General features: G+C 67.5%; 17 protein-coding genes. 11 read left to right on the top strand and 6 right to left on the bottom strand.

Annotation, left to right across the window (positions count from 1 at the left end):
* The first annotated feature begins 24 nt into the window (after positions 1–24).
* The 5 genes from AWC14_RS17180 to eccA are packed head-to-tail and all read left to right on the top strand — an operon-like array spanning position 25 to position 7,112.
* Positions 25–819: an ESX secretion-associated protein EspG gene (locus AWC14_RS17180; RefSeq protein WP_235215907.1), complete on the top strand. Its 795-nt coding sequence runs from the start codon at positions 25–27 to the stop codon at positions 817–819.
* Between the two features lie 4 nt (positions 820–823).
* Entirely contained in the window at positions 824–2,305 is a 1,482-nt protein-coding gene (gene eccD / locus AWC14_RS17175; RefSeq protein ID WP_081968147.1) for a type VII secretion integral membrane protein EccD, read from the top strand.
* The gene (gene mycP, locus AWC14_RS17170) at positions 2,302–3,828 is read left to right on the top strand and encodes a type VII secretion-associated serine protease mycosin (RefSeq protein WP_045378921.1); all 1,527 of its coding nucleotides are present in this window, start codon (positions 2,302–2,304) and stop codon (positions 3,826–3,828) included. Before eccD ends, mycP begins: the two co-directional genes overlap by 4 nt.
* On the top strand, positions 3,825–5,333 hold the full coding sequence (gene eccE, locus AWC14_RS17165; protein WP_052425584.1) for a type VII secretion protein EccE: 1,509 nt from the start codon (positions 3,825–3,827) through the stop codon (positions 5,331–5,333). Before mycP ends, eccE begins: the two co-directional genes overlap by 4 nt.
* Before the next feature lie 6 nt (positions 5,334–5,339).
* Positions 5,340–7,112, top strand: coding sequence for a type VII secretion AAA-ATPase EccA (gene eccA / locus AWC14_RS17160; RefSeq protein WP_045378918.1), 1,773 nt, complete (start codon positions 5,340–5,342; stop codon positions 7,110–7,112).
* 21 nt (positions 7,113–7,133) lie between these two features.
* On the opposite strand, the gene AWC14_RS17155 is transcribed toward eccA, so the two are convergent.
* Positions 7,134–7,574, bottom strand: a complete 441-nt coding sequence (locus AWC14_RS17155; protein WP_045378915.1) for a nitroreductase family deazaflavin-dependent oxidoreductase — start codon at positions 7,572–7,574, stop codon at positions 7,134–7,136.
* Positions 7,575–7,589: 15 nt separating this feature from the next.
* Positions 7,590–8,423, bottom strand: coding sequence for an NmrA family NAD(P)-binding protein (locus tag AWC14_RS17150; RefSeq protein ID WP_045378912.1), 834 nt, complete (start codon positions 8,421–8,423; stop codon positions 7,590–7,592).
* A 114-nt stretch (positions 8,424–8,537) separates the two neighbouring features.
* On the opposite strand from AWC14_RS17150, the gene sigI reads away from it, so the two are divergent.
* Positions 8,538–9,410 carry an RNA polymerase sigma factor SigI gene (gene sigI, locus AWC14_RS17145; RefSeq protein ID WP_045378909.1) on the top strand — a complete coding sequence of 291 codons (873 nt, stop codon included), beginning with the start codon at positions 8,538–8,540 and terminating at the stop codon, positions 9,408–9,410.
* A gap of 5 nt (positions 9,411–9,415) precedes the next feature.
* Entirely contained in the window at positions 9,416–9,835 is a 420-nt protein-coding gene (locus AWC14_RS17140) for an SRPBCC family protein (protein ID WP_045378906.1), read from the top strand.
* A gap of 6 nt (positions 9,836–9,841) precedes the next feature.
* Here the strand turns inward: AWC14_RS17140 and AWC14_RS17135 are convergent, their stop codons facing one another.
* Positions 9,842–10,981 (bottom strand): MinD/ParA family ATP-binding protein, encoded by a 1,140-nt coding sequence (locus AWC14_RS17135; RefSeq protein WP_081968146.1) that lies wholly within the window; start codon positions 10,979–10,981, stop codon positions 9,842–9,844.
* A 645-nt stretch (positions 10,982–11,626) separates the two neighbouring features.
* On the opposite strand from AWC14_RS17135, the gene gltB reads away from it, so the two are divergent.
* Both gltB and AWC14_RS17125 read left to right on the top strand, forming a co-directional pair.
* Positions 11,627–16,210 carry a glutamate synthase large subunit gene (gltB, locus tag AWC14_RS17130; RefSeq protein WP_085241372.1) on the top strand — a complete coding sequence of 1,528 codons (4,584 nt, stop codon included), beginning with the start codon at positions 11,627–11,629 and terminating at the stop codon, positions 16,208–16,210.
* On the top strand, positions 16,203–17,669 hold the full coding sequence (locus tag AWC14_RS17125) for a glutamate synthase subunit beta (RefSeq protein WP_045378900.1): 1,467 nt from the start codon (positions 16,203–16,205) through the stop codon (positions 17,667–17,669). Before gltB ends, AWC14_RS17125 begins: the two co-directional genes overlap by 8 nt.
* 373 nt (positions 17,670–18,042) lie before the next feature.
* On the opposite strand, the gene AWC14_RS17120 is transcribed toward AWC14_RS17125, so the two are convergent.
* Positions 18,043–18,891 carry an LLM class F420-dependent oxidoreductase gene (locus AWC14_RS17120; RefSeq protein WP_045378897.1) on the bottom strand — a complete coding sequence of 283 codons (849 nt, stop codon included), beginning with the start codon at positions 18,889–18,891 and terminating at the stop codon, positions 18,043–18,045.
* 58 nt (positions 18,892–18,949) lie between these two features.
* On the opposite strand from AWC14_RS17120, the gene AWC14_RS17115 reads away from it, so the two are divergent.
* Together AWC14_RS17115 and AWC14_RS17110 are read left to right on the top strand one after the other, a co-directional pair.
* Positions 18,950–19,384, top strand: a complete 435-nt coding sequence (locus AWC14_RS17115) for a hypothetical protein (RefSeq protein WP_057003379.1) — start codon at positions 18,950–18,952, stop codon at positions 19,382–19,384.
* Positions 19,385–19,458: 74 nt separating this feature from the next.
* Positions 19,459–20,463, top strand: coding sequence for a PHP domain-containing protein (locus tag AWC14_RS17110; protein ID WP_045385646.1), 1,005 nt, complete (start codon positions 19,459–19,461; stop codon positions 20,461–20,463).
* A gap of 2 nt (positions 20,464–20,465) precedes the next feature.
* Here the strand turns inward: AWC14_RS17110 and dinB are convergent, their stop codons facing one another.
* Positions 20,466–21,683, bottom strand: a complete 1,218-nt coding sequence (gene dinB, locus AWC14_RS17105) for a DNA polymerase IV (protein WP_045385648.1) — start codon at positions 21,681–21,683, stop codon at positions 20,466–20,468.
* Positions 21,684–21,707: 24 nt separating this feature from the next.
* Entirely contained in the window at positions 21,708–22,346 is a 639-nt protein-coding gene (locus AWC14_RS17100) for a TetR/AcrR family transcriptional regulator (protein ID WP_045385664.1), read from the bottom strand.
* Positions 22,347–22,391: the final 45 nt, after the last annotated feature.

Below are 22,391 nucleotides of genomic sequence, written 5' to 3'. Positions count from 1 at the left end.
GTGTTGACCACCACCGTAGATGGTTTGTGGGTCCTTCAAGTTCTCACCGGTATCGAGGTGATTGCACCCGAGCTGGGACTACGGCCGCATCTGCCCAGCGTCGAAAGCCGCCAACTGGCGCTGGCGCATCCGGTGACCGCCGAATTGCGCGAGCAGGGCGTCGTTGACGCATCAGGGCAGGTCGATCCTCCTGTGCTGGAATGGCTCACAGTGCTGTCCCGCCGGGACATCGCACTGTATGTCCAGCGCCAATCACCGGGCGCGGCGTCGTCGGCGCGGGCGCTTGTGGGGCGATACGCCAATTGGTGGGCGGCGATCGAACGGTCAGCGGAGCTGATCCAGATCCGTGGGGCGGGCGCCGCCAGCACCGAGGACGCCGCGAACGCCGTGCTGAGCACCGTGATCGAAAGCGTATGCGGCCGGGAGCCGCCGGCGCGACTACGGCCGGTGACGATGGAGCTTGCGGCACTGCGTACTGCAGCTGCCGACCCAAAGACATTGCACCGGTTCTTGCTTCACCAGCGTCTCGACGCAGATCAGGTCCAGTTGCTGATGTCGGCCGTCGACGCGAGGCGCACGGTCCAGACGTCTGTCGTGGCGATCCAGTCCGGGCCTGTCCGGGTGCACATCGACGACGGTGCGCTGACCATCATCGACACTCCCGACGGCCGGCTGGTGACCGAGCATGTGGCAGACGGCGGCAGAACGTGGATGATCGTCGCGCCCGGAACGGCGAACAGCATTGCGTCGGCGGCCACCCGCATGGTGCAGCGCCTGCCCGCGGGCGAACGGTGGTATTCGCATCGAAAAGCCGTCTAGGGCAATGGCCAAGGTTGCGTATCCGTCACGCTGCGCCGTCGCGGTGGTGTGCGGCGAACACCTCATTTCTCAGGTGTACCCGGCATCCGTGCCGATCGAGATGTTCATCGACAGCGTCGTCGAGCTGCTCGCCGACGAGCTCAAGCGGCGACGGGCGCGCGGACTATCGACCGGCGTGCCCTACGAGCTACACAGGGCCGACGGAACCCGGCTCGACAACCACAAAACTCTCGACGACCTCGGCGTCGAAGACGGGACCACCTTGGTCCTGGTCCCCAGTGCGGGAGGCGAATCGTTTGAGCCGCACTACGAGTCACTGTCGACTGGATTGGCGCGGATCGGCAAGAAGCTGTTCGCACCGGTCACCGCGAAGACCGCGTCGGACACCGCCGTGATGATTGTCGCGATGGTCGCGGCGACCGTTCTCGCGCTCGCCGGACGGGTCCGGGCCGGCAGCGATTCGCTGGTGCCCAGCATCGTCACCGCAGGATCGGGTGTGGTGGTCGCCGCCGGCGTGGTCGCGGTCCGGCTGTGGTGGCCGCAGCGCACCGACCTCGTCGACGGATTCGCCTGGATCGCAATGCCGCTGCTGGCGACGAGCCTTGGCGCGGCCGCACCGGGGCCGCTCGGAGCTGCTCATCTATTCATCGGTAGTTTCGCGCTCGCGGTGATGAGCTGGGGCATTGCCGCGGCGACGCGACGTCACATCACCGTGGCGGCAACCGTGGTGACCCTGTGCGCACTGGGCGGGGCGGTCGCCGCGGGCCGGATGTGGCGACCCATTCCGGCCCAGAGGCTCGGCATGTGTGCGCTTGTCGCAGTGCTGATGGTCTTGACGCTCGCCCCGACCATCACGCTGTGGGCCACCCGGATCCGGCCACCCCACTTCGGGTCGATTACCGGGCGAGACCTGTTCCGTCGCAGCGACGGTCGGCCGCCTGACACCGTGTCACCGGTCGGCACCGAAGTGGAGGAGGAGCCGGACCTCGACTTCACGCCGAGCGGGGCACAGATCACGGCCGCGGCGGTGCGGGCCAATGCAGTGCTCACCGGAATCTGTGTGGGCGTCGCGGCGGCGCTACCGGCGGGGGTCTGGGCGACCCTGATGCCGGGGTCCGGCCGCGGCCTGGCGGCCGCGATCCTGGCCGGGCTGTTCGTGGTGATTTTCATCAGCCGCGGACGGGCCTTCGCTGACAAACGGCAAGCCGTCGCGCTGGTGTGCGGCGCCGCCGCAGCGATGTGTACCGCCGCCGTCAAATACGTTGTGCACCAGCCACCGCAAGCCATCGAACCGATGGTGTGGGCCGCACTCGCCCTGGCTGGCTTCGGCGGGGCGGGTCTGGTTGCGGCGCTGCTCGTGCCGATCACCCGATTCACGCCGCTGGTCCGAATGGCGGCCGAATGGCTCGAACTGGCGGCGATCGTCGCAGTCGTGCCGTTGGCCGCCTGGATTTCAGGACTGTTCACCTGGGTGCGCATGCGATGACCAGGTGGCCGCGCCGTGTCTGGTCGATGGCGACTGCGACGACGCTGATCGCGTTGCCCCTCAACCTCACTGCGGCGCAGGCCATCCCGGTGCCGAACGTCGACCCCGGCCAAGTGCCGCCAGACATCAGGCCGGCCCCGGATCAGCCCATGCGGCAAAGCAACGAGTGCGCCCGGCCGATAGCGATCGCCGACCCGAACGTGACGGCCACCGCCCCTGGGTTCACGATGCTTAACGTCAGCAAGGCGTGGCAGTACTCGACCGGCCACGGGGTGCCGGTGGCCGTGATCGACACCGGAATCAATCCCACCGGCCGGTTGCCTGTCGTCGCCGGCGGCGACTACATCATGGGCGGCGACGGGTTACTGGACTGTGACGCCCACGGCACCATCGTAGCCTCGGTGATACGCGCTGCACCCCAAGGAATTCCGATGCCTGCCCCGATGCCGCCCACGCCGGCGTACCCGGCTCCGGCGGGCTCTGCACCCGTCGATTCGGCACCACCCGCTCCAGCCGAGCAACCGGAACCCAGTGAGCCGGAGAACCCCGTGGCGCCAGCGCCGCCGCAAGACGCGCCCGACGGCGTCGCCGGGGTTGCGCCGCATGCCGTGCTCATCTCGATCCGCCAGTCCTCCCGGGCCTACGAGCCGGTCAATCCGCAACCTGGCGACGCCGAAACCCGCAGAAAGGCCGGAACACTCGCCACGCTGGCGAAGGCGCTCGTGCACGCGGCCGACATGGGCGCGAAAGTCATCAACATCAGTGTGACGTCGTGTGTGTCGGCGGCCGACCCGTTGGACCAGAGTGCCGTGGGCGCGGCGGTCTGGTATGCCGCCACCGTGAAGGACGCGGTCATCGTCGCCGCAGCGGGAAACGACGGCGAGGAGTCGTGCGTGCAAAATCCCGTCTTCGACCCATTGGAGCCGTCCGACCCGCGTGACTGGCATCAAGTCAAAACCGTGTCGTCGCCGTCGTGGTTCGCCGACTACGTGTTGTCGGTGGGCGCAGTCGATAACACCGGCATGCCGATCAGCAAGAGCCTTGCCGGACCGTGGGTGGCGGCCGCGGCGCCGGGTGTCGGGATCATGGGACTCTCACCGCAAACCGCCGGTGCGGTCAACGCATATCCGCCACACCGCCCCGGCGAACACCCGATGCCGTTTTGGGGAACGAGTTTCTCGGCCGCCTATGTGAGCGGCGTCGCCGCACTGGTCCGCGCCAAATACCCACAGCTGTCGGCCCATCAGGTCATCAACCGGATTGTGCTGACGGCGCATAACCCGCCGCGCGGCGTCGACAATCAGGTCGGCTACGGCGTGGTGGACCCGGTGGCTGCGCTGACGTTCGATGTGCCGCCGGGAGATCGGGTTGCCCCCGGGGCGCAGCGGCGGGTGATCGTCCCGCCCGCGCCGCCGCCGGCACCGGACCGTAGGGCCACCACAATGGCGGTGGTGTTCGCCGGCGCGGTGCTGGCCGCCGCCGTGTTGACATCGATCATCCGCCGCGCTCGGCGGGCACGATGAACGCGGCAGCCACGCTGATTACCGCCGTCGGTGTCCTGCTGGGCGGCCTCACCGGATGTGCAATGAGCGGATACCCCGGTGCGGCAGCGGGTTTAACACTGGGAGTGCTCGTCGGCGTGGCTCGGTTGCGACGCAGGCCGCTGTGGTCGTGGGTGATCTTACGTCTGCGGCAACACCGGCCAATGTCATGGAGCACACCCGCGACAGTGGCCAGCGATCACGCAGTGGCAGGCATCCGATACCAGGACGGCGTCGCAGTTGCCGCGGTTCAGGTGCTCGGAAAGCCGCACACCCCAACGCTGCTCACCGCCTCGGGGTCGGCGTATACCGTGAACGCGCTCGACGTCGCCAATCTGCAGGCACAGCTGCGGCAAAGCCTTGGATTGACCATCGATTCGCTGAGCGTGGTCAGTACCGGTGCACGGCGACGCAGCGGCGCTGACTATCCGCGGGTGTATGACACCTTGATCGGTACCGCTCCCTACGCCGGACGACGCGAGACCTGGATCATCGTGCGCGTCGCGGCGGCGCAGAACGCCGAGGCGCTGCAGTGGCGAAAGTCGCTCGGAACCGCGACGCTGGCCGCCGCGCAGCGAATCAGCAACAGCCTGCGGCAGCAGGGGATTCGAGCGAGGCTGGCAACTGCCACCGAGATCGTCGAACTAGAGCGCCGACTCGGACGGTCCGCGCTCGACGCGGGCGCCCGGCGCTGGAGCTCGGTCCGCAGTGACATCGGCTGGTTGACGACCTACTGCCATCAGCCGCACGACAGCACGGCAGATAACCTGACCCAGGCCTGGGCAATGCCCGCCGAGGGAATAATCCAGAACATCACACTTTGCGGCGACGGGACTGCATCGACCGCCATCACGGTGCTCAGTGCGCAGCCGCCGAAGAAGCCGCCGATCCCGATGGTGCGGCGGCTATCGGGAGAGCAGATGCCGGCCGTGACGGCCAACCTGTGCGGCCCGCGGCCGGTGCTTCGGGGACTGCGGCGGGGAGTACTGCACCGCCCGTTCCTTGTTCCGATCGGCCCGACTGGTGTGCTGCTCGGCAACGTCACGGGTGGCGGCCGGCTAGCAGTGCCGTTCGACGACCCGATCGAATCCAGTCGCGTACATATCGCAGCCGACGACAATGTAGCGAAGCTGATCGTGATCCGGATCGCCGGTATCGGCGAGCCCATCACGCTGCACACCCGAAACCCGCAGCGCTGGTCCAGTGTTCGTATGCCCGACATCGCACTGACGGACCGGTCCCGACCTGTCGGCGGAACCACCGTCAGCGTCACCGACGGCACCGTCGAGCCGGCACCCCGGCCGAGCACGTTGGTGACCATCGGGCCGCCCGGTGCGCCCTATTGCGGAACCGCCGACGTTGTGATCACACAGGCCGGCCCAACGACAGTGGAAGTGCGCGCGGCCGGCCAGGTGCACACGGTGGAGATCGAGTCGCTTCGCGCCGAAACCCGCTACGTGTCACCGGAACCCGGCGCGCCCGCCTAGACGACCATGTCGATTGTCGTGGCCCGCAGACGGTTCGATCAAGCGGTGGCGTTGCTCGACAGTGACCCAGCCAACGCCCAGGCCTGGTTTCGGGAGGCGACCGAGATCGATCCGTCAATGGCCGATGCGTGGCTGGGTCGGATTGCGACCGGTGACGACGCGTTGTCGACGCTGCAGAACCTGCACGCGTGCAGCGGCCGGCTGCGCAGGGAAACCAACCGACTCGGCGTGTACCTGTCGGCGCCGGTCAAGGCCGGGCCGTATTTGTCGATCGCGGTGACCGAGTCGCCACACGTCGGTCTTGCTCTGGCGAGCGCACTCGTCGACCACGGCCAGTATGAGAAAGCGGCTGTGCTACTCGACGATTCGTCGCTACTGGACGGCTGGGAAAACCATCAGTGGCAGCAGCATATCCGCGCGTATCTGATGTTCGCTGCGCAGCGATGGGCGGACGTGGTATCGGTCGCGGCCAGCAGCTTGCCGCCGCAAGCCGTCATCATGTCGGCGGTCAGCGCGGCCACCAATGCCTTGGCCGCCCACGCGGCGGCCCATCTCGGGCAGCCGCTGGTCGCGATCGACTGGACGAACCGGACGCAGCTGTGTCCGGGCGAGCTCGAGCTGATCGCCGCAGATTTGGCGTATGTGCGCGGGATGGCCCACCGTCTTCTCGGCGAAAAAGACGATGCGCGGATCTGGTTGTCGAAGGCGACGATCAACGGTGCGCTGATCGAATCAGCCAAGCGGGCCCTGGCCGACACGGCGCTGCAGCTCGCGGTCACCGACGAGGAAACGATCAACACTCGCACCGACAGGTGGGACGTCACCACCGAGCGGTCCGATCGGCAACGAAGCGACCAGGAGAATGCAGAGCGGCGCGCCGCCCTCCTGGCGGAGGGACGCGCGTTGCTGGACAACCAGGTCGGTTTGGCCGACGTCAAACGTGCGGTGGCCGAACTCGAGGACCAGATCCAGGTGCGGGCACTGCGATTAGCGGCTGGTCTGCCGGTGGCCAGTCAGACGAACCACGTTCTCCTCGTCGGCCCGCCCGGAACCGGGAAAACCACCACGGCAGAGGCGCTGGGCAAGATTTACGCTGGGTTAGGCATCGTCGCGCATCCCGAGATCATCGAAGTGAAGCGAGCCGACTTCTGCGGCGAATACATCGGGGCCTCGGGACCCAAGACCAACGAGTTGATCGACCGTTCCCTTGGTCGAATCCTTTTCATGGACGAGTTCTATTCCCTGGTCGAGCGTCATCACGACGGCCGGCCCGACATGATCGGCATGGAGGCGGTCAACCAGTTGCTCGTCGCGCTGGAGGCGCACCGTTTCGACTTCTGCTTCATCGGCGCGGGCTACGAACAGGAGGTCGACGAATTCCTCACCGTCAACCCGGGTTTGGCTGGCAGGTTCAACCGCAAACTACGGTTCGAGTCCTACACGCCCGACGAACTCGTCGAAATCGCAGTAAGATACGGCGCACCGCGTGCGACGGTGATGGAGCCCGCGGCCCGTGACGCATTCAACGTCGCGTGCACGACGTTGCGGGCTTACCTGGCACCGGACGGTACCCATGGCATCGACGTCATGCAGAACGGGCGGTTCGCCCGCAATGTGATCGAACGCGCCGAACGATTGCGTGACTCACGAGTGGCTGCCCGGTACCGAGCGGACAAATGCTCGGTGACCGTGGCAGACCTGGAAACACTTGGCGCGCAGGACATCACCGCCGCGGTGATCGAGGCCTGCGCGGACAAGCATGTACCGGTGGTGCTCTGAGCGGGCGCAGCGGACGTCCGATCACACGGGGTCGAAGCGGAATACCGCTATCCGGTCGGCCAGCGCCTCGAACTCGTCGGGCGTGCCGTCGCGCACCAGCCCTGAGCGCTTTGCGAACCCGACACCGACCGGAACCTCGGTCGCGAATGCGCGCAGCACCGGGCGTGCCTGTTCGGCGGTCAACTCGACGATCCTGACTTGCCGAGACCGGCGTCCCCGGCGCAGCGTGCCAGTGCCCGCTGCCCGGGCATTGGCCGCCCAATCCGCGCCGGGATAGCCTGCCACCACGTAGAGCCCGCCGTCGAGTTCGAACGGAGTCATCGGGGTGCTGCGCGGTTGGCCGGACTTTCGGCCGGGCACCGTCAGCACCATGGCCGGGCCGGTCGGGATGCCGAGCTTTTGCACGGCGATCATCACCTTGTTCATCGGCTTGAGATAGCGCGGTGGGCGTAGGTCCGTCATGACATGTCTCCCTTGCTAGTTCGTGAAAGCATCGCGTCGCTCGGCTACCCACTCCGCGAATGTGACCGCCGGGCGGCCCACGATCTTCTCCACTTCATGGGTGACCAGCGCCGGCTTGTCGATGGTCTCAGCGAGCAGCGCGATGTAGGCGTCGGCGAATTCGGCGCCCAGCCCGATCCGGATGAACCGCTGCCGCACTACATCCGGCGGCACCTCGCGGTAGGTCAGCGGGCGGCCCAGAACAGTGCCAATGATTTCCACCAGCTCGGAGTTGGTGAACGCCTGCGGCCCGGTCAACGGGACCTTGCGACCGTCGAGCTCGTCGCTCAGCAACGCCCGCGCGGCGACGGCGGCAATGTCGCTGTCGACGATCGGGGCAGTCGACGCGCCGGCGCACGGGCCGCCGACCACGTCGCCGGCCCTGATCTGCGCCGCCCACATGCCGAGGAAGTTCGACGCGAACACCCCGGGCCGCAGGCTCACCCACGCCGGGCCGGACTCGACCGCGAACTGCTCGACTTCCTTGTTGCGGTCTCCACGAAACCGCGACGGCTGCCGCGAGAAGTCGTCGTCGGCGTTGAGCGCGGACAACGCCACCAGCTTGGTGACACCGCTGCGTACCGCCGAGTCCACGACCTCGGCCAGCTGTGCACCCAAAGCGCGGGAGTTCAGGAACACCGCCGAGGCTCCCTCGAGCGCGTCGATAGGCGAAGTCATTACCTCGACACCGGCGGGGAAGTCGGCGTCGGGATTGCGGGTGATTGCCCGCACGCGGTAACCGGCTGCGGCTAATTCGTTGACGAGGGGCCGGCCGACATTGCCGGTCGCTCCGGTCACGACGATCGTCATGGTGTGCTCCTTCGTGTAATCGAGATAGTGCTTTTCACCAAGGACGGGACGAAGCGTGGGAAAGTTACAAGGCGAAATGTGTAACTTTCTGAGCGGCCATCTCGTCGTCGTTACATGACCGCACCACAGTCAGAGCTGCTCGGCGAAGCCTGGCGACGCCATCGCCCGTATCTGGTCAACCTCGCCTACCAGATGCTCGGTGACATCGGTGACGCCGAAGACGTTGCGCAAGAAGCGTTTCTGCGGCTGTCCCGCGCCGACCTGAGCCGAATCGACGACGTTCGCGGGTGGCTCACGGTGGTGGCCGGCCGGCTGTGCCTCGATCAGGTCCGCTCGGCCCGGGCCCGCCGTGAGCATCCGGAAGACATCGGCCCGGATGTGGCCGCGCTCAACCAATCTCGGCGCGTGGACCCAGCCGACCGGGTCACGCTCGACGATGAGGTCCGCACGGCACTGCTGGAAGTGCTGCAGCGACTCAGTCCCGGTGAACGGGTGTCGTTCGTGTTGCACGACGTGTTCGGGGTCCCGTTCGACGCCATCGCCGAAACGGTGGGCCGTCCGGTAGGGACCTGCCGGCAGCTGGCCCGTCGCGCACGGGCGAAGTTCACCGACGAGCGACCGAAGCTGACCGAGGTGCCGACGGCCGAACATCAGCTCGTCACCGAAAAGTTCATCACCGCCTGCGCCAACGGCGACTTGGAAGGACTGGCCGCGGTGCTGGATCCGACGGTCTGGGGGAGCGGGACGCTACTGGCCGACCCGGCGCCGCCGCCCCAGATCAACCACGGCGCGCCCGCCGTCGCCACCAACCTGCTGCGCTACCTGGGTCCGGGGGTGACCCTGGTCAGCGGGCCGGCCGGCCAACCAGTGGTGCTGGCCTTCGCCAAGCGTCGGCTCTTCGCCGTGATCGTGCTGAGCATCGACAACGGTCTGGTCACCAAGATCGAGGCAACCGTCGATCCGGCGGCCCGCGCTGCGGCATTCTGAAGCCCATGCGATACGTCCGTGAAGAAACCGTGCACGCGCCCGCCGAACGGGTCTGGCAGCTGCTGGTCGACGTGGCCGGCTGGCCCAACTGGACGCAGTCGATGCGCGAGATCACCCGCCTGGACGACGGCCCATTGGCAGTGGGTAGCCGGGCGCGCGTGACCCAGCCCAAGGGCAGGCCGACGGTGTGGACGGTGACCGAACTCGAGCCGCTGCGCAACTTCACCTGGGTGGCTCGCCAGCCCGGCCTGTCCTTCGAGGCGCTGCATTGGATCCAGGACGCCGGCGACCACGTGCGGACCAGGCTCGAGTTCGCCGCGCACGGTCCGCTGGGCTGGTTGGCGTCCCTGCTCGGGGGATCGCGGATCCGCTCCTATGTCGACATGGAAAGCGCCGGGCTCAAACGGGCCGCCGAGAGCGGCTGATTCCCGCTACCGGACGCGACGTTCCCGCGCGGCCGCGGGCTCCGTCGCGAAAAACCCCGCGATCGCCGCAGCGATCTCCAGGAAGCTGCGCCGCGTGGCGGGAGCCATCTCATGGCTGACGTCGATCACGCCGCCGGGCCGCAGGTGGGGATCGAAGGGCACCTCGACCACCATCTGACCGCGGTCGAGGAACTGGCGGGCCAACACCGAACGGGTGCGCTTGTCGGCGTGCCCGTCGGAATCGTTGAGCACCACGACGCTGCGGCGCAGCAGACCGGTCCGGCCGTGCGCCGAGAGCCATTCCATGGTCTGCGCGGCGGCCGAGGCCCCGTCGGCCCACGGCGAGGACACCACGATCAGCGCATCCACGTCGCTCAGCGCCTCCTGGGTGACCGGCGCGTCCATCGTCGAACCGCAGTCCACGATCGAGATGGTGAAATGCCGGTCCAGCCGCAGCGTGGCCTCCCGGTAGATCGCCGGGTCGAGCACTCGCCGCGGGCCCGCCGGCGGCTCCCCGGCCAGCACGTACAGGCCGGCGGAATTGCTGCCCACGCGGGCGCTGACGTCGGCGAACGACTGAATGTTCTTGTCGGCGGTCAATTCCCAGTACGAGCCACTGTTCTGGGGGTCGATTCTGCTGCCGAGCCGGCCGAACGCGGTGTCGGCGTCGATCGCCACGATGCGGTCCTGCCGGCGCAGTTCGGCGAAAATCGACCCGACGCTCGCGGCGACCGTGGTTTTGCCGACCCCACCCTTGCCGAGCACACCGACCTTGTAGTTGCCGTGCAGCACCGACTTGATCACCGCTTCGAATTCGGCCTCCCGGCGTTCCTGCGGCGACGGGCCGAGGTTGATCAGACCGCGGGAGGCCGTCCAGAGCACACGCCGCCAGCCGCGGCCGGGGACCGGCCGTTGGGGCGGTGCAGCAGGCGCGGGCGCGACCTCGATGCCAGACCAGCGATCGGGTTGCGGCACGCCGACGGGACGTCCGGGCGGGGGGTGAGGCGGCTGATGCGGGCGAAGCGGCTGGGACGGCTGGGGCATCACGCGAGGGGCTCGGACCGGTGGGTACGACGGGCGTGCCAAGGGTGTCTCGGGCGGTGCGGGCCGCAGACGGTCCCGCAGGAAATCGTCGCGATCGCTCATGAGCTCCCTAGCTCCATCCGGCAACTGCAGGCATGGAATCAGTATCAGCCACCGGCCGGCGTGAAAAGCCCCGGCGGCGCTGCGCCGGCGTCGTGCAAACTCGCCTTCGGCGCAGCTTGCTCGCGGATGTGCGCGGTGCAACGGTTAGCGCGGCCGACCACGACAGCAGCGCTGCCACGCCTTATTGGTGAGTTACGTCACCGGCCGGAGCGCCCGCTGTGATCTGGCCCATTGCGCCGCGACGCGGCAAGCGACGATCACAGCAAATTGGCCGGGGACGGCCCCGGCGGTCGCCCACCGCCTACCACGGCGCCGTCGGTGCAAATACTCAGCGGCGCAACCGGACCCGGCAAAATTCGCCATGGGCGATGGCTGCGTCGGCGCAGTATGCCCAACCGGCGGGTTACTATTGACCAAGTTGGCATGTCAGGCGGGTTTTGTCATATCGTTTTACGACTTGTCGAGACCGGGTAAACAGGGCCACCGTTCAGCGCTGCACGGACGTTCCCCTGTCCGGATCATCGCCACGTGGCGACCAGCATATCGACAAGACCGAAGGGGCCCAGCCCGCATCCTGAAGGGCGCGGCGCCGACGGAGCCGCAAATGAATGCCGCGCAGAAAGTTTTCTGGAAGGTCAGGTGGGAATGGCGCCCAACCGCGTCGGGCTGTACAACCCCGCGTTCGAGCATGACTCGTGCGGGGTGGCCATGGTCGTCGACATGCATGGCCGCCGCAGCCGCGACATCGTGGACAAGGCGATCACCGCGCTGCTCAACCTCGAGCACCGCGGCGCCGCCGGCGCCGAGCCGCACAGCGGGGACGGCGCGGGCATCCTGATCCAGGTTCCCGACGAGTTCCTGCGTGCGATTGTCGACTTCGAGCTCCCGCCCGCCGGCAGCTACGCCACCGGCATCGCGTTTTTGCCGCAGTCGCCCAAGGACGCCGCCGCGGCCTGCGCGGCCGTCGAGAAGATCGTGCAGTCGGAAGGCTTGGAGGTGCTCGGCTGGCGCGAGGTGCCCACCGACGACTCGTCGCTGGGCGCGCTGTCCCGCGACGCGATGCCGACCTTCCGTCAGCTGTTCATCGCCGGCGCCTCGGGCATGACCCTCGAGCGGCGCGCCTACGTGATCCGCAAGCGCGCCGAGCACGAACTGGGCACCAAAGGTCCCGGGCAGGACGGCCCCGGTCGCGAAACCGTTTATTTCCCAAGCCTTTCCGGTCAGACCCTGGTCTACAAGGGCATGCTGACCACGCCGCAGCTCAAGGCCTTCTACCTTGATCTACAAGACGATCGGCTGACCAGCGCGCTGGGCATCGTGCACTCGCGGTTCTCGACCAACACCTTCCCGTCCTGGCCGCTGGCTCATCCGTTCCGGCGTATTGCCCACAACGGCGAGATCAACACCGTTACCGGCAACGAGAACTGGATGCGCGCGCGCGAGGCGCTGATCCGCACCGACATCTTCGGCTCCTACGACGACGTGGACAAGCTGTTCCCCATCTGCACGCCGGGAGCCTCGGACACCGCGCGCTTCGACGAGGTGCTGGAACTGCTGCACCTCGGCGGGCGCAGCCTCGCGCACGCGGTGCTGATGATGATTCCCGAGGCATGGGAGCGCCACGAGTCGATGGACCCGGCGCGCCGCGCGTTCTACGCCTACCACTCGTCGCTGATGGAGCCGTGGGACGGCCCGGCGTCGATGACGTTCACCGACGGCACCATCGTGGGCGCGGTGCTGGACCGCAACGGCCTACGGCCATCGCGGATTTGGGTGACCGACGACGGCCTGGTGGTGATGGCCTCGGAGGCCGGGGTGCTCGACCTCGACCCGTCGAAGGTGGTACGCCGGATGCGGCTGCAGCCCGGCCGGATGTTCCTGGTGGACACCGCGCAGGGCCGCATCGTCGACGACGAGGAGATCAAGGCCGAGCTGGCCGCCGAACAGCCGTACCAGGAATGGCTCGAGCGCGGCCTGATTCCGCTCGACGAGTTGCCGCAGGGCAACTATGTGCGGATGCCGCATCACCGGGTTGTGTTGCGGCAGTTGGTTTTCGGCTACACCTACGAGGAGCTCAACCTGCTGGTGGCGCCGATGGTCCGCACCGGCGCCGAGCCGATCGGGTCGATGGGCACCGACACTCCCGTTGCGGTGCTGTCGTCGCGGCCGCGGATGCTGTTCGACTACTTCCACCAGTTGTTCGCCCAGGTGACCAACCCGCCGCTGGACGCCATCCGTGAAGAAGTGGTGACCAGCCTGCACGGCACGCTGGGGCCGGAGGGCGACCTGCTCAACCCGGACGAGAACTCCTGTCACCAGATCGTGTTGCCGCAGCCGATTCTGCGCAACCACGAGCTGGCCAAGCTGATCAACCTCGATCCCGACGTCGAGATCAACGGACGCCGGCATGGCTTGCGGTCCAAGGTGATCCGCTGCCTGTACCCGGTTGCCGACGGCGGCGCAGGCCTCAAGGAAGCGCTCGACGACGTGCGGGCACAGACGTCGGCGGCGATCGCCGACGGCGCGCGGATCATCATCCTCTCCGACCGGGAGTCCGACGAGACCATGGCGCCGATCCCGTCGCTGCTGGCCGTCTCGGCGGTGCATCACCACCTGGTGCGGGAACGCAGCCGCACCAAGGTCGGCCTGGTGGTGGAGGCCGGCGACGCCCGCGAGGTGCACCACATGGCCATGCTGGTCGGCTTCGGCGCGGCGGCGATCAACCCGTACATGGTGTTCGAGTCGATCGCCGACATGCTCGACCGGGGCGTGATCACCGGGATCGACCGCGAAAAAGCGCTGCAGAACTACATCAAGGCCGCCGGCAAGGGTGTGCTGAAAGTGATGTCCAAGATGGGCATTTCGACGCTGGCGTCCTACACCGGTGCGCAACTGTTCCAGGCTGTGGGCGTCTCCGAGGACTTGCTCGACGAGTACTTCACCGGCTTGACCTGCCCCACCGGCGGCATCACGCTCGACGACATCGCCGCCGACATCGCCGCCCGCCACGCCCTGGCGTTCCTGGACCGGCCCAACGAGCGGGCGCACCGCGAACTCGAGGTGGGTGGTGAATACCAGTGGCGCCGTGAGGGCGAGTACCACCTGTTCAACCCGGACACGGTGTTCAAGCTGCAGCACTCCACCCGCACCGGGCAGTACAAGATCTTCAAGGAATACACGAAGCTGGTCGACGACCAAAGTGAGCGGATGGCGTCGCTGCGCGGGCTGCTGAAGTTCCGCCAAGGTCTGCGTCCGCCGGTCCCGCTGGACGAGGTGGAGCCGGCCAGCGAGATCGTCAAACGCTTTGCGACCGGCGCGATGAGCTACGGCTCGATCTCCGCGGAAGCACACGAGACGCTGGCCATCGCGATGAACCGGCTGGGCGGCCGGTCCAACTGCGGTGAGGGCGGCGAGCACGTCAGCCGCTACGAGCGCGACCCCAACGGCGACTGGCGCCGCAGCGCGATCAAGCAGGTCGCCTCGGCCCGGTTCGGTGTCACCTCGCACTACCTGACCAACTGCACCGACATCCAGATCAAGATGGCCCAGGGCGCGAAACCCGGTGAGGGCGGCCAACTTCCGGGCGGCAAGGTGTACCCGTGGATCGCCGAGGTACGCCACTCCACCCCCGGTGTGGGTCTGATCTCGCCGCCGCCGCACCACGACATCTACTCGATCGAGGACTTGGCGCAGCTGATCCACGACCTGAAGAACGCCAACCCGGCGGCGCGGATCCACGTCAAGCTGGTCTCCGAGAACGGGGTCGGCACGGTGGCAGCCGGTGTGTCGAAGGCGCACGCCGACGTGGTGCTGATCTCCGGGCACGACGGCGGGACCGGTGCGACGCCGCTGACGTCGATGAAGCACGCCGGCGCGCCGTGGGAGCTGGGACTGGCCGAGACTCAGCAGACGTTGCTGCTCAACGGGTTACGCGACCGGATCGTGGTCCAGGTGGACGGCCAGCTCAAGACCGGCCGCGACGTGATGATCGCCGCGCTGCTGGGCGCCGAGGAATTCGGCTTTGCCACCGCGCCGCTGGTGGTGTCCGGCTGCATCATGATGCGGGTGTGTCACCTCGACACGTGCCCGGTCGGGGTGGCCACCCAGAACCCGGTGCTGCGGCAGCGGTTCACCGGCAAGCCGGAGTTCGTCGAGAACTTCTTCCTGTTCATCGCCGAAGAAGTGCGGGAATACCTGGCGCAGCTCGGGTTCCGCACGCTCAACGAGGCCGTCGGCCAGGTTGGCTCGCTGGACACCACGCTGGCGCGTGCACATTGGAAGGCGCACAAGCTCGACCTGACGCCGGTGCTGCACGAGCCGGAATCGGCGTTCATGAACCAGGACCTGTACTGCAGCTCCAGCCAGGACCACGGCCTGGACAAGGCGCTGGACCAGCAGCTGATCGTGATGAGCCGCGAAGCGCTGGATTCGGGGACACCGGTTCGTTTCTCCACGACGATCGCCAACGTGAACCGCACCGTCGGCACCATGCTTGGTCACGAGGTGACCAAAGCCTATGGCGGCCAAGGCCTTCCGGACGGAACCATCGACATCACGTTCGACGGGTCGGCCGGCAACAGCTTCGGCGCATTCGTGCCGAAGGGCATCACGCTGCGGGTCTACGGCGACGCCAACGACTACGTCGGCAAGGGCCTGTCCGGCGGGCGGATCGTCGTGCGTCCCTCCGACGATGCGCCGGAAAGCTATGTCGCCGAGGACAACATCATCGGTGGCAACGTGATCCTGTTCGGCGCCACCAGCGGTGAGGCGTTCCTGCGGGGAGTGGTCGGCGAACGCTTCGCCGTGCGCAACTCGGGCGCCCACGCGGTGGTCGAGGGAGTCGGCGATCACGGCTGCGAGTACATGACTGGAGGCAAGGTCGTCATCCTCGGCCGCACCGGGCGCAACTTCGCGGCCGGGATGTCCGGCGGCGTGGCCTACGTCTACGACCCCGACAGCGTGTTCCCCGACCACCTCAACACCGAGATGGTGGAATTGGAGGGCCTCGACGAGGACGACCTGGAGTGGCTGCACGGCATGATCCAGGCCCACGTCGACAACACCGATTCCGCGGTCGGCCAGCGCATTCTGGCTGACTGGGCGACGCAGCAGCGCTGCTTTGTCAAGGTGATGCCCCGCGACTACAAGCAGGTTCTGAAGGCGATTGCCGAGGCCGAGCGCACCGGCACCGATGTCGACGAGGCGATCATGGCGGCAGCGCATGGCTGATCCGAAGGGCTTTCTGAAATACACCCACCGCGAGACACCGAAACGTCGACCGGTGGAACTGCGGCTGCGCGACTGGAAGGAAGTCTACGAGGACTTCCCGCACGAGACGCTGCAACAGCAGGCCACCCGCTGCATGGACTGCGGAATTCCGTTCTGCCACAACGGCTGCCCGCTGGGCAACCTGATCCCGGAATGGAACGACCTGGTTCGCACCGGCCGGTGGCGTGACGCGATCGAACGGCTGCACGCCACCAACAACTTCCCCGACTTCACCGGCCGGCTCTGTCCGGCGCCGTGTGAGTCGTCGTGCGTGCTGGGCATCAACCAGGATCCGGTGACCATCAAGCAGGTCGAGCTGGAGATCATCGACAACGCCTTCGACGAGGGCTGGGTGGTGCCGTTGCCGCCGGATCGGTTGACCGGCAAGACGGTTGCGGTGGTGGGATCCGGCCCGGCCGGGCTGGCCGCCGCGCAGCAACTCACCCGGGCCGGGCACAGCGTAACCGTGTTCGAGCGGGCCGACCGGATCGGCGGGTTGCTGCGCTACGGGATCCCCGAGTTCAAGATGGAGAAACGCCACCTGAATCGCCGGCTGGACCAGATGAAGGCCGAGGGCACCGAATTTCGCGCCGGCGTGAACGTCGGGGTCGACATCACCGCCGACCAACTGCGTGCCGACTTCGACGCGGTGGTGCTGGCCGGCGGCGCCACCGCCTGGCGTGATCTGCCCATCCCGGGCCGCGAACTGGACGGCATCCACCAGGCGATGGAATTCCTGCCGTGGGCCAACCGGGTGCAGGAAGGCGACGACGTGCTCGGCCCGGACGGCCAGCCGCCGATCACCGCCAAGGGCAAGAAGGTCGTCATCATCGGCGGTGGCGACACCGGCGCCGACTGCCTGGGCACCGTGCATCGCCAGGGTGCGGCCAGCGTGCACCAGTTCGAGATCATGCCGCGTCCGCCGGACACCCGGGCGCCGTCGACGCCGTGGCCGATGTACGAGCTGATGTTCCGGGTGTCGTCGGCGCACGAAGAGGGCGGCGAGCGGGTGTTCTCGGTCAACACCGAGGAATTCGTCGGCCGCGACGGCCACGTCACCGCGCTGAAAGTGCACGAGGTGACGATGCAGGACGGCAAGTTCGTCAAGACCGAGGGCAGCGACTTCGAAATCGAAGCCGACCTGGTGTTGCTGGCGATGGGCTTTATTGGACCTGAGCGGGCCGGCCTTCTTTCGGATCTCGGGGTGGAGTTCACCGAGCGCGGCAACGTCGCGCGCGGCGACGACTACGAGACCTCGGTGCCGGGCGTCTACGTTGCCGGCGACATGGGGCGGGGCCAGTCGCTGATCGTCTGGGCGATTGCCGAGGGGCGCGCCGCGGCGGCGGCCGTGGACCGCTTCCTGATGGGCCAAAGCGCGCTGCCGGCGCCCATCAAGCCCACCGCAGCACCGCAACGCTAGTCACATTTGACTCAGCTGAAACATTTGATAAATTGCTCGGCGAGTCTTACTCTGTTTGCCAGACGTTAGGTGTGTAATAACCCGATGTGGGCGCCGCCGAGCGTGGTGCCTCGGTTTGGTTGACCGACCGCAGGAGTGATCACTGTGCATATCAACCCAGTCCCCCGGTCGCGGGTGGGGCGAATCGCCTGGTCATGGTTCCGGCACCCGGTTAAGAGCCGTGAGTTCCCGGCCCGTCACGAGCGTCTGGTGACCGCAGAAGAGCTCCTGCGTTTCGGCGTTTGACGCTCTTCCGACAGCCGGGCCGACGACCCCGCGGGTTTGCTCTACGTGATCAACCTGTTATCTGGCGTAGTCGGCGCTGTGACCGGGCTCACGTGATCAGCCCCGAGCCGCGAATCGCTTCGGCCAACGGTTCGAGCACCGCCGGGTCGTGCGGCGGGGTGATGTACACAATCCCCAGATCGAGGCCCTCGGCGGCCAGCCCGGCGGCGTCGTCGACGACCTTCTGGTAATTGCGGTCCGGGTCCAGGCGCAAGTGCGCCGACAGCATGATTTCTTTCGGATCGCGCCCGATGTCGGCGCAATGCCCGGCCAGCACGTCGCGCTTGCGAGCGAACTCCTCGGGTGGGCCGCCGACGAAGTTCCAATGCTGGGCGTAGCGGGCGGTGATCCGCAGCGTGCGCTTCTCGCCGCTGCCGCCGATGCAGATCGGCGGGTGGGGGCGCTGCGGACCCTTCGGCTCGTTGCGGGCGGCTTTGAGCTGGTAGTACTTGCCTTGAAAATCGGAGCAGTCGGTGGTCAAAAGGCTGGTCAGCACCTCACAGGCCTCTTCGAACCGGTCGAAGCGTTCTTTGAGACTGCCCAGCTCGATGCCGTAGGCCCCGGACTCTTCCTCGTTCCAGCCGGCGCCGATGCCCAACTCCAGCCGGCCGTCGGAGATGATGTCCAGCGCCGCGGCCATGTTGGCCAGCACCGCGGGGTGGCGGTAGTGGATGCCGGTGACCAGGGTGCCCAGCCGCAGCCGGGTGGTGGCCTGAGCGAGCGCGGTGAGCGTGGTCCAACCCTCGAGGCAGGGTCCGGTGGAGTCGCTGAAGATCGGGTAGAAGTGGTCGAAGGTCCACCCGGACTCGTAGACGTCGATGTCGTCGGCCGCTTTCCAGACGGCCAACATCTGTGCCCAGGTGGTGTCTTGCGGAGAGGTCTTGAACGCGAATCGCATTATCTGAGCCTAGCCAGGCATCGAACTCGCCGAGCGCCCAACTAGACTCGGCCGGACCATGTGCTGCGACCTCGGTATCGACGCCAAGATCACGCTGCTGGCAGCCGGCCTGATCTTTCTGCTGGCGCTGGGTTTGGGAGTCTGGAAGTACCGGCAGATCATGACCGCCGAGGATCATCGCGCGCACCCGTACGTCGACATCGCGCATCGCGCGGCCCTGCTGTATTCGTTCGCCACTCTGCTGACGGCGGTTTTCGTCGAGCTGAGCGCCTGGCCGACGTGGGTGAACCTGGTCGCGGCGATGGTGTTGGTGTTCTTCTTCGTCGGCGCGATCCTGAGCTACATCGTGCACGGGGCGCGACGGGACACCACCAACCAGTTCGAGCATCCCGATCGAGGGCTGGTGGTGTCGATGGCGTTCTTGATCGTCGGTGAGATCGGCGGCTTCGGGGTGTTGCTGGCCGGATTCGTCGCGGGACAGCTGCCAGTCTGAGCGGCGATCGCAAGCGCGGCGTAGCCGGGGGCAGCGGGTCGCCGCCATCCTGACAGCGCGGGCACACTGGTGGTATGGATCCGGTAGCCGCGCTACGAGAGATCGCCTACTACAAAGACCGGGCGCGCGAAGACCCGCGTCGGGTGATGGCCTACCGCAACGCCGCAGACATCGTCGAGGGCCTGAGCGAGGACGAGAGGGAGCGTCACGGCCAGGCCAACAGCTGGCAGTCGCTACCGGGCATCGGGCCGAAAACCGCGAAGGTGATCGACCAGGCCTGGTCTGGCCGCGAACCCGAGTATCTGATCGAATTACGCGCTGCCGCAGAGGATCTCGGCGGAGGCGACATCCGGGCCGCACTGCGCGGGGATCTGCACCTGCACTCGAACTGGTCGGACGGCTCGGCGCCGATCGACGAAATGATGGCCACCGCCTCGGCGCTGGGCCACGAGTACTGCGCGCTGACCGACCACTCGCCGCGGCTGACCATCGCCAACGGGCTGTCGCCGGACCGGCTTCGCAAGCAGCTCGACGTAATCGACGGCCTGCGTGAGCAGTTCGCGCCGATGCGCATCCTGACCGGGATCGAAGTCGACATCCTCGAGGACGGCAGCCTGGACCAGGAACCCGAACTGCTGCAACGCCTCGACATCGTGGTGGCAAGCGTGCACTCGAAGCTGTCGATGGATTCTGAGTCGATGACCCGCCGGATGGTGCGAGCCGTCAGCAACGAACACACCGACGTCCTCGGCCACTGCACCGGCCGGCTGGTCGCCGGCAATCGCGGCATCCGGCCGGAGTCCAAGTTCGACGCCGAAAAGGTGTTCACCGCCTGCCGCGACCACGGCACCGCGGTGGAGATCAACTCTCGGCCCGAGCGGCGTGATCCGCCGAGTCGCCTGCTTAACCTTGCCCTGGAGATCGGCTGCGATTTCAGCATCGACACCGACGCTCACGCCCCGGGCCAGCTCGACTTCCTCGGCTACGGCGCGCAGCGGGCGATGGACGCCGGCGTGCCCGTCGAGAGGATCGTCAACACCTGGCCGGTCGACAAGCTGCTGGCGTGGGCGGCGTCGTGAAGTCAGTCCGGCAGGTGCGGCATCTCCAGTCCGGGATCGCGGCCAACCAAGATGCCCCGCGTCAGCGCGGCCTTGCCGTAGCGGTCACGCACCCGGTCGACCGCCGCGTCGATCGCTGGTGGCCGCGTTTCAGCCGGGGTGAACGGGAGCAGCAATTGTTCGGCGCCGCTGCGGTCGATCTCGGCAACCGCGAAGCCGACCAGGGTCAGTCCGCGCTCGGCGATCAGCGGTGCCGCCGACGCGACCAGGCGCCGCGCGGCGGCCAGGATGATCGGTGTCGACGACGTGGCCCACGGCAACGTGTGGGACCGGCTGGCACGGGTGAAGTCGTCGAACCGCAGGCGCAGCACCACCGTGCGACCGGTGCGGCCGGCCTTGCGCATCCGGCTGGTGATCCGGTCGATCAGCGTGATGACGACGGCGTCGACCTCGGCCGGCGACATGGTGTTGCCGGCCCGGCCCAACGCGCGCTGGGCGCCGATCGACCGTCGGCGCACGGCGGTGCTCACCCGTCGCCGGTCGAGATTACGGGAGAGCGCATAGAGCTGGTGACCCATCGCCCTGCCGACCAGCGAGGCCAGCATCGACTCGCTGAGTTCGGCGACGTCGGCGACGGTTTCGATGCCGTGCGCGCGCAGCTTCTCCGCGGTTACCGCGCCCACGCCCCACAGCCGCCGGACCGGCAGCGGGTGCAGGAAGGCGAGCTCGCGTTCGGGCGGCACCAACAGCAAGCCGTCGGGCTTGGCCTCGCGGCTGGCGACCTTCGCCAGGAACTTCGTCCGGGCGATGCCGACCGTGATCGGCAGCCCGACGCGCTCGCGCACGTCCTCGCGCAGCCGGGCCGCGATCTGCACCGGTGAGCCCGAAACCCGTTGCAGCCCCGACACGTCCAAGAACGCCTCGTCCACCGAGATGGGCTCCACCAGCGGAGTTGTGTCGCGGAAGACGTCGAACACCGCGTCGCTGGCGCGCATGTAGGCGCTCATCCGCGGCGGCACGACTACCGCGTGCGGGCACAGCCGCCGCGCCTGGCCCCCGCCCATCGCGGTGCGCACGCCGTAGGCCTTGGCCTCATAGCTGGCGGCCAGCACCACCCCGCCGCCGACGATGACCGGCCGGCCGCGCAGCGCGGGTTCGTCGCGCTGTTCGACGGACGCGTAGAACGAGTCCAGGTCCGCATGCAGGATCGAAGCCTGGGCAGGGGAAGCCCGCACGAACATATGTTCGCATGCGGAGACGACAGATCAGCGGGGTTCGTTGTAGATGCTGGTTACCCAGACGTGCACCAGCGTTTCCAGCAGCTGCTCGTCGGGCACCGACGGACGCTCCTGGGCGAACGACGTCAGCATCACCTTTTCGTTGAGCAGGTTGAGCGCCGCGGACAGATCGCGGGCCGGCAGCGTCACTGGCGCGGCGCCGCGGGAGCGTTCGGCTTCGATGACGACCGCGATGTGGTCGACCCACTTTTGCATGAACCTCGACCACAGGTCGCCGATGTCCTTGTTGGTGCGCGCCGCGTCGGCGGCCAGCGACACCGCGCGGTGCGACCCGAACGTCTCGACGAAGACGTTGATGCCGGTGCGCCACAACGTCTTGATGTCGGCCGGCGGGTTCGCGACCATACCCTCCAGCGCGGAGTCGGCCTCGACGATCACCCGCTCGAACAGGGTGAGCAGGACCGCGTCCTTGGACGGGAAATAGAAGTAGAAGGTGGGGCGGGACAGGCCGGCGCCTTTGGCCAGGTCGTCCACCGAGATCTCGGCGAGCGGACGCTCGGCCAGCAGCCGCTCAGCGGTAGCCAGGATCGCGAGCTCGCGGTCGTCGCCGGAGGGGCGGGTCGAACGCCGTCCGCGCGGCGCGCGTGCCGGGCTGGTGGTGGTCACAACCGCCACTTTACACGCCGTTGAGTAATTCAACAGTGTGTTGAC

This window comes from Mycobacterium kyorinense (assembly GCF_002101735.1).
Lineage (GTDB): Bacteria > Actinomycetota > Actinomycetes > Mycobacteriales > Mycobacteriaceae > Mycobacterium > Mycobacterium kyorinense.
Note: the sequence above shows the minus strand (reverse complement) of the source record. Positions and strands in the feature narration are given on the sequence as shown.

Bases quoted from the DNA above. Each gene is read 5' to 3' on its own strand.
- eccD (WP_081968147.1), top strand. From the start codon at position 824: ATGGCCAAGGTTGCGTATCCGTCACGCTGCGCCGTCGCGGTGGTGTGC.
- mycP (WP_045378921.1), top strand. From the start codon at position 2,302: ATGACCAGGTGGCCGCGCCGTGTCTGGTCGATGGCGACTGCGACGACG.
- eccE (WP_052425584.1), top strand. From the start codon at position 3,825: ATGAACGCGGCAGCCACGCTGATTACCGCCGTCGGTGTCCTGCTGGGC.
- eccA (WP_045378918.1), top strand. From the start codon at position 5,340: ATGTCGATTGTCGTGGCCCGCAGACGGTTCGATCAAGCGGTGGCGTTG.
- AWC14_RS17155 (WP_045378915.1), bottom strand. From the start codon at position 7,574: ATGACGGACCTACGCCCACCGCGCTATCTCAAGCCGATGAACAAGGTG.
- AWC14_RS17150 (WP_045378912.1), bottom strand. From the start codon at position 8,423: ATGACGATCGTCGTGACCGGAGCGACCGGCAATGTCGGCCGGCCCCTC.
- sigI (WP_045378909.1), top strand. From the start codon at position 8,538: ATGACCGCACCACAGTCAGAGCTGCTCGGCGAAGCCTGGCGACGCCAT.
- AWC14_RS17140 (WP_045378906.1), top strand. From the start codon at position 9,416: ATGCGATACGTCCGTGAAGAAACCGTGCACGCGCCCGCCGAACGGGTC.
- AWC14_RS17135 (WP_081968146.1), bottom strand. From the start codon at position 10,981: ATGAGCGATCGCGACGATTTCCTGCGGGACCGTCTGCGGCCCGCACCG.
- gltB (WP_085241372.1), top strand. From the start codon at position 11,627: ATGGCGCCCAACCGCGTCGGGCTGTACAACCCCGCGTTCGAGCATGAC.
- AWC14_RS17125 (WP_045378900.1), top strand. From the start codon at position 16,203: ATGGCTGATCCGAAGGGCTTTCTGAAATACACCCACCGCGAGACACCG.
- AWC14_RS17120 (WP_045378897.1), bottom strand. From the start codon at position 18,891: ATGCGATTCGCGTTCAAGACCTCTCCGCAAGACACCACCTGGGCACAG.
- AWC14_RS17115 (WP_057003379.1), top strand. From the start codon at position 18,950: ATGTGCTGCGACCTCGGTATCGACGCCAAGATCACGCTGCTGGCAGCC.
- AWC14_RS17110 (WP_045385646.1), top strand. From the start codon at position 19,459: ATGGATCCGGTAGCCGCGCTACGAGAGATCGCCTACTACAAAGACCGG.
- dinB (WP_045385648.1), bottom strand. From the start codon at position 21,683: ATGTTCGTGCGGGCTTCCCCTGCCCAGGCTTCGATCCTGCATGCGGAC.